Here is an 11,758-nt window from a genome sequence, read left to right as displayed (position 1 = left end):
GGGGCGTCGGCAGTGGCGTCGCGCGCGGCGGGCGCGGCGGCGGACGTCGCGGCCGTCGAAGTCGCGGTCGTCGGCGTAGCCGCGGCATATGTCGCCGCGGCCGGCGCTGCGGCAGGCTGTGCCACGGCCGGCTGGGCCGCTGCTTGCGCGCCGTGTTCCGCCAGCGCCTTGTCGATCGCGCTGGCGTCCTCGCCCGGCGCCAGCAGCACGCCGATCACGGTGTTGATCGGCACCGACGCCGGGCCGGCCTGCACCACGATGCGGCCCAAGACGCCCGCCTGTTCGGCGTTGATCTCGACGATCGCTTTCTCGGTTTCGATTTCCGCCAGCGCCTCGCCCACGGCGACCGTGTCGCCTTCCTGCTTGAGCCATTGGTGCAGCGTGCCGGCGTCGGCATCGGCCGCGACGGAGGGGAGCTTGATAAGGTGTGCCACGTGTAGTTCGTCCTATTCTGCGCGCACGGCCAGGTCGGGCCGGTAGGCCGCCGGGTCGTCGTATTCGACCAGTTCCAGCACATTGCCTTCGGGGTCGCGGAAGAAGGCCAGCCAGGTGCCGGGCCGTACTTCCATTGGCGCCGGTTCGCTGTCGAAGACCACGCCGCGCGCCCGCAGGCGCTCGACGGTGCCGGCCAGGTCACGCACGATGAAGGTGAGGTAGGCGCTGCCCTGGCGGTCCAGGATGGCGGCGCCGCGCACGGCGGGTTCCGGCGCCACGGTCGGCTGCAGCAGCTTGATGCGCTCGCCATACGAGGTCTGCAGGCGCGCCACGTCGTAGCCATGCGGTGTCAGGCCGGTGGCGCGGGCCTTGTCGGCCGGCACGCTGACGCGGTTCACCAGCGTCAGGCCGACCACCTCGGTGTAGAACGCCAGCAGCGCGTCCAGGTCGGCGCAGCAAATGCCGACTTCCATCGGGACGCTCATGCGCAGGGCGGCGCTCATGCGCGTTCTCCCAGGTCGGCCAGCACGTCGTTCAGGCCGGCGATGACTTCCTCGGTGTCGGCGAAGGCCGCGCGTTCCAGCACCTTGGAGATGCTGGGCGAGGCCTCGCCGCCGGTGACGCGCTTGACCGGCTGGTCGAGCCAGTCGAAGTAGCGGCGCTGGATCTCGTCGGCCAGCATGGCGCCGTACGAGGTGCCGCGCGCGCCCTGTTCGACGATCAGCACGTTGTTGGTCTTCTGGATGCTGGCGCCGATGGTGTCCCAGTCCAGGTTGGCGCGGTCCAGCGTGCGCAGGTCGATGACTTCCGCGTCGACGCCGGTCTCTTCTGCGGCCTTGAGCGCGCGGCTGACCATCGACAGGTAGGTCAGCACCGTGACCTTGGAACCTGCGCGGCGCACGCGCGCCTTGCCGAACGGAATGGCGTAGTCCAGGTCGCCGTCGGGAACCTCGCCCGACGAGGCATACAGGTCGACGTGCTCGATCACCAGCACCGGGTCCTTGGAGGCCAGTGCGGTGTTCATCAGGCCGATGTACTCATACGGCGTGGACGGCGCGACGATGCGCCAGCCCGGCGCGGTGGCGAACACGCCGGCCGGGTCCATCGAGTGCTGCGAGCCGTAGCCCGTGCCCATCGCCACCTTGGTGCGCAGCACGAACGGCACGTCGATGTCGCCGCCGAACATGTGGCGGGCCTTGCCGATCTGGTTGAAGATCTGGTCGGCCGCGACCCACATGAAGTCGGGATACATGAATTCCACCACTGGCTTGTAGCGGCCGTCCATGGCCAGGCCGCCGCCCAGGCCGGCAAAGGCGTTCTCGGAAATCGGCGTGCCCAGCACGCGATCGGGGTACTTGTCCTTCAGGCCGCGCGTGGCGCCGTTGGTGCCGCCCTTCAGGCGGTGCACGTCCTCGCCCAGCACCACCACGCCGGGGTCGGTTTCCATGCGGCGGTCGAGCACGTCGGCCACCGCGTCCACGAACTTGCGCTCGGCGCGGGCGCCGGCGTAGTCGGCGGCGTCCTGGTAGCGCAGGCCGGCCAGTTCCGAGCCGTCGCTGCGCAGGCCCACGTCGCGGAAGTCGGGGCGCGGCCACAGGTCGGCGCGCACGCGGCGCTTGCCGCCGTCGGTGGCCTCGGTCAGCCGGCCCGACACGTCCTTCATCACGTCCTTGCAGCGCTGGCGCAGGGCGTCGACCTCGGCCTGGGTGATCAGCTGGCGGCCGATCATCTCGGCGGCGATCTTGTCGAGCGGATCGCGGCGGCGCCATTGCGCCTCTTCTTCCTTGCTGCGGTAGCCGAAGGCGCTGCCGGGGAAGGGGCCGTTCTGGTGGAAGAAGCGGTAGACGTCCACCTCGATGATGGTGGGGCCGTTGCCGGCGCGCATGTGCGCCACGGCTTCCGACATGGCCAGGTGCACGGCCAGCGGATCCATGCCATCGACCTGCCAGGCCGGGATGTTGAAGGCCTGGCCACGGGCCGACAGGCGCGGCTCGGCGGTCGATTCCTCCACCGTGGTGGACACGGCGTAGCGGTTGTTCTCGATGAAGAAGCACAGCGGCGTCTTCCACGCGGCGGTCAGGTTCATCGTCTCGAGCACCGAGCCGATGTTGACGGCGCCGTCGCCGAAGTACGTCACGGCCACGCGGTCGGTGCCGGCGTGCCGGTGGGCCCAGGCCGCGCCGGCCGCCAGCGGCACGCCGCCGCCGACGATGGCGTTGGTGCCGAGCGCGCCGGCTTCCAGCCAGCGCAGGTGCATGCTGCCGCCGCGACCGCGGCAGTAGCCCTGCGCCAGGCCCATGATCTCGGCCAGCGTCTTGTGCAGCACTTCGTCGATGGCGGGCGTGAGCGGGTTGCGCGGATCCAGGCCCAGCGGCGCGACGTGTTGCAGGGCCTTGGCCAGGAACTGGTGGTGGCCGCGGTGCGAGCCGTTGATCTGGTCGCCGGCGCCCAGCGCCAGCACCGAGCCGACGGCGCCGCCTTCCTGGCCCACCGACGAGTGGGCCGGGCCGTGCACCAGGCCTTCGGCGGCCAGGTCCAGCACCGCTTCCTCGAAGGCGCGGATCCAGTGCAGCTGCGTCAGCATGGTGGCCAGCAGCGCCGGGTCGGCCTGTTGCCAGTCCGAGGCCTCGACCGTCAGTTGCCGCCAGGGCGCCTGGGAACCAAGCGGTTGGTAGGTGGCCATGAGTGAATCTCCAGAATGTAGGTAAGCGGTCAGAGGTAGCTGTAGCGGCTCCAGCCGCCATCGGCCACCAGGGTGTGTCCGGTGATGTAGGCGGCCTGGCTGGACGCCAGGAACACCGCCAGGTCGGCCATTTCGGCCGGCTGCGCCAGGCGCCGCAGCGGCGTGCGCTGCTTGAGGCGTTCGGGGTCGAGGCGGCCGCGCGCGGCCAGGTCGCGCACCAGGTCGGTCTCGACGTAGCCGGGCGCCAGCGCGTTCACGCGCACGCCCGCCGGGCCCCATTCCACCGCCAGGGTCTCGGTCAGCAGCACCACCGCGCCCTTGGTGGCGCAATAGGCGGCGCGGTCGGGCGCGGCCACCACGCCGTACATCGAGGCCAGGTTGATGATGCAGCCCTCGCCCTTGGGCACCATGCGGCGGCCGGCGGCCTGGGCGCACAGGAACACGCCGGTCAGGTTGATGTCGACGGCGCGGCGCCATTCCTCGGGGGTGACTTCCAGCGACGGCTTGTTGGCCGAGATGCCGGCGTTGTTGACCAGCACGTCGATGCCGCCCCAGGCCTGCTCGACCTGGGCGAAGGCGCGTTCCACGGCGTCGGCATCGGTGACCGAGGCCTGCGCGGCCAGGGCCTCGCCGCCGGCCGCGCGCAGCCCGGCCACGGCCGCGTCCAGCGCTACCGGGTCCATGTCCAGCAGCGCCACCCGCGCGCCCTGGCGCACGAACGCCTCGGCCGTGGCGTAGCCGATGCCTTTGGCGCCGCCGGTGATCACCACGTTCTTGCCGCGCAGATCGGCGTGGCGTACTTCAGGGGTATTGTCCAAGTGCTTGCCTCTACAGATGCGTTAGGCGGTCAGACCGCCAGCCATTCCTGGACCACGTCCTGGCGCTCATGCAGCTGCGCGGGCGGTCCTTCGAAAACGATGCGGCCATGGCCCATCACGCTGACGCGCGTGGACACTTTCAATGCGATGGTCAGCTTCTGCTCGACCAGCACCACCGACACGCCGCGCTGGTGGATGTCGCGGATCACGTCGGCGATCACTTCCACGATCTTGGGCGCCAGGCCCTCGGTGGGCTCGTCGATCAGCATGACCTTGGGGTTGCCCAGGAGCGAGCGGCACATGGTCAGCATCTGCTGTTCGCCGCCGGACAGGTTGCCGGCGCGGGTATTGCGGCGTTCCTTCAGGCGCGGGAAATAGCCGAACATCTGTTCGATGGTCCAGGCCGGCGCGTCGGGCCGGACGGGCTGTTCGCCCATGCGCAGGTTCTCGTCCACCGTCAGGTTGGCGAACACCTCGCGCTCCTCCGGCACGAAACCCAGTCCGGCGCGGGCGATCTCGAAAGGCCGCTTGTTGGTGATGTCGCGCCCTTCGATGGCGATGCGGCCGCCCGTCACGTCCACCAGCCCCATGATGCTTTTCATGGTGGTGGAGCGGCCGGCGCCGTTGCGGCCCAGCAGGCTGACCACTTCGCCGCGGCCCACCGTCAGGTCGATGCCGTGCAGGATGTGGCTCTTGCCGTAGTGCGCGTGCACGCCTTGCAGGGCCAGCAGGGGGGATTGCATGCTCATACCGTTTCCTCTCCCAGGTAGGCTTCGCGCACGCGGGCGTCGCCGCGGATCTCGGCGGGCGTGCCGGTGGCCAGGATCTCGCCGTACACCAGCACGCTGATGCGGTCGGCCAGCGAGAACACCACCTGCATGTCGTGCTCCACGATCAGCAGGGTGCAGTCGCGCGTCACGTCCTTGATGAGTTCGACGGTGTAGTCGACCTCGTGCTGCGACATGCCGGCCATCGGCTCGTCCAGCAGGATCACCTTGGGCCGCGAGGCCAGCGTCATGCCGATTTCCAGCGAGCGCTGCTCGGAGTAGTTCAGGTCGCCCGCGGCGGTGTGCTGCTTGGGCGCCAGACGCACTTTTTCCAGCAGCTGGTCGACGTTCTCGTTGACGGCGCGGTGGCGCGCGATGGGGCGCCAGAAGTTGTAGACCAGGCCGTGCATGCGCAGCACCGCCAGCCGCAGGTTCTCGCGCACCGACAGGCGCGGGAACACGTTGGTGATCTGGAACGAACGCGCCAGGCCGAGACGGTTGATGCGTTCGGGCGGCAGGCCGCCGATCGGGCGCGCGCGCAGGCTGATGTCGCCCGAGGTCGGCGCGAACGAGCCCGACATCAGGTGGAACAGCGTGGACTTGCCGGCGCCGTTGGGGCCGATGACGGCATGGCGTTCGCCGGCCTCGACCTTCAGGTTGACGCCGCGGATGATCTGCGCGTCGCCGAAGGACTTGCGCACGTCGGTCAGGGTCAGGATCTCGTGGCTCATTTTGCGGTCTCCAGCACGGGCGCGGCCTCGGCCTCGCCGCGCCACAGGGCCAGCGCCCAGCGGCAGGCCAGCAGGCCGCCTGCGAACAGCGCCAGCGGCAGCAGCCAGGTCGACAGCGCCAGCGGCGCCCAGTCGTGGCCGAACAGGGAAATGGCGGGCCAGCCGGCATCGGGGTTCATCGCCAGCAGCGAGCGGTAGTCGCGCGCGAACATGCGTTGCAGCAGTTCCACCGAGAACACCGTGGCGCCGGTCAGCAGCAGGCCGCCGGCGACGGACACCACGGCGCGCGGCAGCCAGTCGGCCAGCCCGCGCTGGCGCAGCGACTTGGCGGCGCGCTGCACCAGCCCGACCAGGCCGTCCGGCACGAACAGCATCACCAGCACGAACAGGATGCCCTGGTACAGCAGCCAGGAACGGGTGATGTCGGCCAGCGTCTGCGACAGGAAGGTCAGGATCGAGGCGCCCAGCACCGGTCCCAGGAAGGCGTTGACGCCGCCGATGTAGGCGAACAGCACCGCGTCGGTCGACAGCTTGACCTCGAACAGCACGTAGTTGCCGGCCTCGATGTTCAATGCCTGGAGGCCGCCTGCGATGCCGGCGAACATGGCCGACAGCGCGAACACCATGGTCTTGAGCGTGTGCGGCCGGTAGCCCAGGTAGCGCAGGCGGTTGGCGTTTTCGCGCAGGCCCAGCGTCAGCCGGCCCAGCGGCGTGCGGGTCAGGCCATACAGCGCGGCCAGCGACACCAGCACCCAGGCCAGCACCAGGAAGTACACCTCGACGTCCGAGCCGAAGGTGAAGCCCCAGGCTGGCATGCGCATGGCCGACAGGCCGGCCTCGCCGCCGAACACGCCCTTCAGGTGCGGCGCCAGCGCATGCAGCAGCTCGGCCAGCGCCAGCGTGATCATCGAGAAGTACACGCCGGCGCGCATGGTGGCGAACCAGCCCGCGACCAGGCCGAACAGCAGGCCGGCCACGCCGCCGGCCAGCGGCATCAGCGGTGTCGGCAACAGGCCCGCGCCGCCCAGCGCATTCATGGCGTGGATGGTGGCGAAGGTGCCGACGCCGAAGTAGGCCGCGTGGCCGAAGGACAGCATGCCGCCCTGGCCGGCCAGCAGGTTGAAGGCGCAGGCGAACAGCGCCGCGATCAGCATCTGCACCGCCGCGACCAGTTGGCCGGCGGGCAGCAGCCACGGCAGCGCGCACAACGCGGCCACGCAGGCGAGCAACAGCAGGCCGGCCGTGGCGCGGCGCGAGGAATTCTGGCTCATGCCTGTTCTCCCTTCAGGCCCGAGGGCTTGACCAGCAGCACCACCAGCATCAGCAGGAACGGCAGCGTCGCCGCCAGGCTGGAGATCTTCACCGTCATCAGGCCGCCCACGCTCTCGGCCCACTCGCCGGCGCCGAACAGGCCGAACAGCGTCGCCAGGCTGGCGTCGATGCCGACCGAGAACGAGCTGATCAGGCCGATCAGCAGCGAGGCGATCATGGCGCCTTCAAGCGAGCCCAGGCCCCCCACGACCACCACCACGAACACCAGCACGCCCAGTTCCAGCGCCATGTTCGGATTGGTGGTGTAGAAGGCGCCCGCGACCGCGCCCGCCAGGCCGGCCATCGCCGCGCCCACGCCGAACACGCTCATGAACACCAGCGGCACGTTGTGGCCAAGGGCCTCGGCCATGCGCGGCCGGTAGATGGCCGAGCGCACCACGATGCCGACGCGGGTGCGCGACAGCAGCAGGTAGATCACCGCGAACATCGCCAGCGACACGCCGCCCATCAGCAGGCGGTAGAACGGATAGTCGGCGTCGAACACGCGGAAGGCCGCGAAGTTCAGGAACTGCGGCACGCGGTAGTCGACCGGGAAATCCCCGTAGAACAGCTTGATGAGCTCGGCGACGATGAACGCCAGGCCGAAGGTCACCAGCAGTTCCTGCGCGTGGCCGAACTTGTGCACGCGGCGCAGGAAGAAGCGTTCCACGCCCATGCCGAGCACGCCGGCGATGACGGTGGCCAGCACCAGCGCGGTCCAGAACCCGGTGACGGGCGTCAGGGTATAGGCGGCGTACGCGCCTATCATGTAGAACGAGGCGTGCGCGAAGTTGAGCACGCCCATCATTCCGAAGATCAGTGTCAGGCCCGCCGACACCATGAATAGCAGCAGGCCGTAAATCACGCCGTTCAACAGCGAGACGGTAAAGTATTCCATGTCCGCTCCAAAATCCTTGCGCGCAGGCGCCGGGCGCCTGGCGATCGATCACGCCCTGTTTTTTCCGGCCCCGCGCCGGTGAGCGTTTTATTGGCGAGTGGCCGCGGACGGCATGCCGTCCGCGGCCGTCGCGTCATCAGTCCGGGCGAACCATCTTGCAGGTGGCCTGCACCGGCGCGGACACGTCCGCGGCGGACAGCACCTTGACCGGCTCGAAGCCCATGTCGGTGCCGTCGGCCTTGTACTTGGCGTTCTTGCCGACCTTGGACACCACCATCGGCAGCTGCACCTGGTGGTCTTCGGCGCGCATGGTGTAGGTGCCCAGCGGCGAGGTGTAGGTGACCTTCTCCAGCGCGCGCGCCAGGTCCGGCACCGACAGCTTGCCGTCCTTGGGTTGGACCTGCTTGAGCGCTTCGCCCAGGAAGGTGATGCCGATCACGGTCTGCGGCTCGGTGTAGCTGGGGTAGTGGCCGGTCTTGGCCTTGTAGTCCTCGGCGAACTTGGCGCCTTCCTCGCCCGCGGCCTCGATGTTGTAGGGGTGGGCGATGTAGTGGCCCAGCGCGACCTCGCCGGCGTTGGCGAGGTTGCCGACCTGGTCCAGGAACACGGTGGCAAAGCGCACCTTCAGGCCGGCCGATTGCGTCGCCTTCATCAGCAACAGCAGGTCGTTGGACCAGTTGCCGGTGATGACGGTGTCGGGATTGGCCGAGCGGATGCGGGCCACGTAGGGCGCGAAGTCCTGGATCTTGTTGACTTCGTGCAGCGTCTTGCCGACCACTTCATAGCCGTACTGCTTGGCGAAGCGCTCGGTGGCGCCTTCCATGTCCTGGCCCCAGGAGTAGTTCTGGTTGATGGCGTAGACGCGCTTGCCCAGCGTGCCGTCGGCCGACATGACCGACGCCAGCGCCTTGACGCGCAGGTCGGCGTTGGTGGTGAAGCGGAAGTGGTAGAAGTGGCACTTCTGGCCGGTCAGTTCCAGGGCTTCGCCGCCCACGTTCAGGAACACCACTTCCTTGCCCGGATTGCGCAGGTTGTGCTTGCGCACGTCCTCGGTCAGCTGGCCGGAGATGGCCGAGGACGAGCCCTGCACCAGGATCTGCACGCCTTCGGCGGCCGCGGCGCGGAAACGGTCGGAGGCGCCCACCGGGCCGCCCTGGTTGTCGAACTCGACCAGTTCCAGCGGCTGGCCGTTCCAGCCGCCGGCGGCGTTGATGCGGTCCAACTGGTACTTGACCGCGGCGCGGAACATCAGGCCGGTCGAGGCCTGCGGGCCGGACAGCGTCTCGATCAGACCGATCTTGACGGGCGCGGCCTGGGCCGATGCGGCAATGCCGGCCAGGCACAACAGGCCGGTGGTGAAAGCCAATTTCATGCGTGTCTCCTCCGTGGAACGGGAGTGGTAGGTCCGTGAATCAAGCAAGCTCGCTTAGGAATGCGGCTCTTCTATGCCCAGGAAGCGGGCAATTTCGGTGAGTTGTCCTTCCAGCATGTAGAGGCCGGGATGGGTGCGGCAGCCGCGCGCGGCCGCGGCGCGCAGCAGCGGCGTGTCGACGCGGCTCATCACGGCGTCGGCCACCACGGCGCCGGGCGCCAGGGCATCCAGCGGGAAGGGCAGGGGATCGTTGTCGTCCAGGCCCAGGGTGGTCGCGTTGATGGCGATGTCACAGGGCTCGGGACGCGGGCCGGCCACACTGATGGCCAGGCCGGGATAGTGGCGCGCCAGGCGCTCGGCAAACGCCTCGGCCTTGCCGGGCGAACGGTTGTACAGGCGCAGGCTGGCCGGGCCGGCCTCGGCGATGGCGCAGGCGATGGCCTTGCCGGCGCCGCCCAGGCCCGCCAGGTAGACATGGCGGCCGGCGGGTTCATGGCCCTGGCCGCGCAGGCCGGCGACGAAGCCCAGGCCGTCGAAGTTGCCGCCGGTCAGGCAGCCGTCGCGCAGCCGCACGGCGTTGACGGCGCCGATCAGTTCGGCGGCAGGCGTGAGGGCGTCGCACAGCGCGGCGGCGCTTTCCTTATGAGGCACGGTGACCACCAGTCCGCCCAGGTTGGCCAGGCCGCGCAGGCCCGCGAACAGGCCGGGCAGGCCGGCGGTGGCGACATGGAACGGCACCATGACGGCGTCGATGCCGCGCTCGCGCAGCAGGGCATTGAGCCGCTGGGGCGTCTTGACGTGCGCGATCGGGTCGGCCGCGATCGCGAATACGGTTGTGCTGCCGGTGATTTCCACCTGGTTGTCCCCTGCCTGTCATGCGGCCGTTGGCCGTGTTTTCTTGACGCCCTTGCTTGAAATCGCCAGTTGCTTTACGCTTTCAACACAAGTTGTCAGGCAACTTTATTAAGTTGTCCGATAAATCATAGGGCAAGCGTTTTTCCCGTGTCAAGCGATGCATTTGGCGGTTCAATCGAACCGTTGGCGGCGCCCCGGGAGCGGGCGCGTGCCCCCGAAAAAGCGCTTTGGAGACCGCATGATTTCGTTCGAAGGACAGGTAGTGGCCATCACCGGCGCGGGCAATGGCATCGGTCTGGCGACCGCGCGGCTGATGGCCGCCCATGGCGCCCGGCTGGTGCTCACCGACATCGACAAGGCGCGCCTGGACGAGGTGGCCGCCGAGCTGGACGCCAGCGGCCAGCGGGTGTTCGTGCACGCGCTGGACGTGGCCGCCTCGCACGATTGCGACCGGGTGCTGGAACGCGCCGCGCAGCATTTCGGCGGTATCGATCACCTGGTGCATTGCGCCGGCATCTACCCCGAGCAGCTGGTCAAGGACACCAGCGACGAGGCCTGGAAGAAGCTCATGGGCGTCAACCTGGACGGCACCTTCTATGTGTGCCGCGCCGCACAACGCCACCTGCGCCAGAACGGCTCGATCGTGCTGCTGACTTCGCTGGCGGCGCAGCGCGGCAGCTACGCGCACGCGGCCTATTCGGCCTCCAAGGGCGCGGTGCAGAGCTTCACCCGCAGCCTGGCGCTGGAGCTGGCGCCGCAGATCCGGGTGAACGCGGTGGCGCCTGGCATCATCGCCACCTCCATGACGCACGACCTGATCGGCCAGAAGGGCGCGCAGCTGCTGGAGAGCACGCCGTTGCGGCGCTTCGGCACGGCCGAGGAAATCGCCGGCGCGATCGCCTTCCTGTGCTCGCCGCTGGCCGGTTTCGTGACGGGCGAGGTGATGCAGGTGAACGGCGGCATCTATATCGCGTAAAGTCTGAAACGGCCGCGCCCTTGATTCCGGCAAAATCCTATAATTTTCAAGGGCGCCGCCGCAGTGAAACGTCGAGAATTCCTATAACCACGGGCCGGCGCGTCCCAGGGGCATCCCCGCCGCGAGCCGCCTTCACGTTTTAACGATTCCCCATGCAGCCCACTCAAGCACAGGACTCCGACCCGCAGCGCGCCGCGCCCAGGCATTCGCTTTCGGCGGGCGTGGCCGACGCGCTGGCCGAGCAGATCCGCCAGGGCACCCTGGCGCCCGGCGACCGCCTGCCCACCGAAAAGCAATTGACCGAGATCTACTCGGTCAGCCGCGCCGTGGTGCGCGAGGCGCTGGCGCGCCTGAAATCCGAGGGCCTGATCACCTCGCAGCAAGGCAGCGGCGTGTTCGTCGATCCGAACTTCCAGCGCAACGCCTTCCGCATCGCCGCGCCCACACCGGGCGACAACCAGGACCTGGAACACATCCTGGAGCTGATGCTGTCGATCGAAGTCACCGCCGCGCGCTACGCGGCGCAGCGCCGCACCGAACCCGACCTGAAGAAGATGCGCCAGGCGCTGGTGGGCATGGAGTACGCGCTCATCAACGACAAGCTGGGCGACGAAGAGGACTACCAGTTTCACCAGGCCATCGTGCAGGCCACGCACAACCCGCACCTGGTGGCCCTGAACGACTACCTGGAAGCGAATGTGCGGCGCGTCATCCGCAGCGCGCGCAACAACACGGCGCGCATGTATGCCGAGCGCATGGCGGCCGTGCAGAGCGAGCACCAGGCGATCTTCGCCGCCATCGAGGGCGGGGATCCCGATGCCGCCGGCAAGGCCGCCGAGCAGCACCTGCGCAACGCCGCCGACCGCCTGCGGCTGTTCCAGGCGGAACGTTCGCCGCCGGTCTGACGCGGCC

At 68.9% G+C, this 11,758-nt stretch carries 12 protein-coding genes; 2 read left to right on the top strand and 10 right to left on the bottom strand.

The genetic code is table 11. From position 1 onward, the window contains the following. The 10 genes from HV742_RS09725 to HV742_RS09680 all read right to left on the bottom strand — a co-directional run. The coding region (locus HV742_RS09725; protein WP_302478777.1) for a biotin/lipoyl-containing protein at positions 1–434 on the bottom strand (434 nt) is incomplete at its 3' end. A gap of 12 nt (positions 435–446) precedes the next feature. After that, positions 447–938, bottom strand: a complete 492-nt coding sequence (locus HV742_RS09720; protein WP_175144904.1) for a VOC family protein — start codon at positions 936–938, stop codon at positions 447–449. Then, positions 935–3,118 (bottom strand): alpha-ketoacid dehydrogenase subunit alpha/beta, encoded by a 2,184-nt coding sequence (locus HV742_RS09715; protein WP_175144903.1) that lies wholly within the window; start codon positions 3,116–3,118, stop codon positions 935–937. The genes HV742_RS09720 and HV742_RS09715 overlap by 4 nt, the downstream gene beginning before the upstream one ends. Before the next feature lie 29 nt (positions 3,119–3,147). After that, positions 3,148–3,936 (bottom strand): SDR family NAD(P)-dependent oxidoreductase, encoded by a 789-nt coding sequence (locus HV742_RS09710; protein WP_063583638.1) that lies wholly within the window; start codon positions 3,934–3,936, stop codon positions 3,148–3,150. A gap of 29 nt (positions 3,937–3,965) precedes the next feature. After that, entirely contained in the window at positions 3,966–4,685 is a 720-nt protein-coding gene (locus HV742_RS09705) for an ABC transporter ATP-binding protein (protein ID WP_006386225.1), read from the bottom strand. Further along, a complete protein-coding gene (locus HV742_RS09700; protein WP_054419393.1) occupies positions 4,682–5,434 on the bottom strand; it encodes an ABC transporter ATP-binding protein in 753 nt (250 codons plus the stop codon). Before HV742_RS09700 ends, HV742_RS09705 begins: the two co-directional genes overlap by 4 nt. After that, complete coding sequence (locus tag HV742_RS09695) at positions 5,431–6,705, bottom strand: branched-chain amino acid ABC transporter permease (protein ID WP_175144902.1); 1,275 nt, start codon at positions 6,703–6,705, stop codon at positions 5,431–5,433. Before HV742_RS09695 ends, HV742_RS09700 begins: the two co-directional genes overlap by 4 nt. Beyond that, positions 6,702–7,643, bottom strand: a complete 942-nt coding sequence (locus HV742_RS09690) for a branched-chain amino acid ABC transporter permease (protein ID WP_006386228.1) — start codon at positions 7,641–7,643, stop codon at positions 6,702–6,704. The genes HV742_RS09695 and HV742_RS09690 overlap by 4 nt, the downstream gene beginning before the upstream one ends. A 136-nt stretch (positions 7,644–7,779) precedes the next feature. Further along, complete coding sequence (locus tag HV742_RS09685) at positions 7,780–9,015, bottom strand: branched-chain amino acid ABC transporter substrate-binding protein (RefSeq protein ID WP_049076571.1); 1,236 nt, start codon at positions 9,013–9,015, stop codon at positions 7,780–7,782. A gap of 54 nt (positions 9,016–9,069) precedes the next feature. After that, a complete protein-coding gene (locus HV742_RS09680) occupies positions 9,070–9,870 on the bottom strand; it encodes a shikimate dehydrogenase family protein (RefSeq protein ID WP_175144901.1) in 801 nt (266 codons plus the stop codon). Between the two features lie 238 nt (positions 9,871–10,108). Between HV742_RS09680 and HV742_RS09675 the strand changes: the two genes are divergently transcribed. Together HV742_RS09675 and HV742_RS09670 are read left to right on the top strand one after the other, a co-directional pair. Beyond that, on the top strand, positions 10,109–10,846 hold the full coding sequence (locus HV742_RS09675) for an SDR family NAD(P)-dependent oxidoreductase (protein WP_049076567.1): 738 nt from the start codon (positions 10,109–10,111) through the stop codon (positions 10,844–10,846). Between the two features lie 152 nt (positions 10,847–10,998). Then, positions 10,999–11,751, top strand: coding sequence for a FadR/GntR family transcriptional regulator (locus tag HV742_RS09670; protein ID WP_049076565.1), 753 nt, complete (start codon positions 10,999–11,001; stop codon positions 11,749–11,751). Positions 11,752–11,758: the final 7 nt, after the last annotated feature.

This window comes from Achromobacter ruhlandii (genome assembly GCF_902859695.1).
Taxonomy (GTDB): domain Bacteria; phylum Pseudomonadota; class Gammaproteobacteria; order Burkholderiales; family Burkholderiaceae_B; genus Achromobacter; species Achromobacter ruhlandii.
The sequence above is the reverse complement of the archived record's forward strand: the minus strand, read 5'-3'. Positions and strand labels throughout refer to the sequence as shown.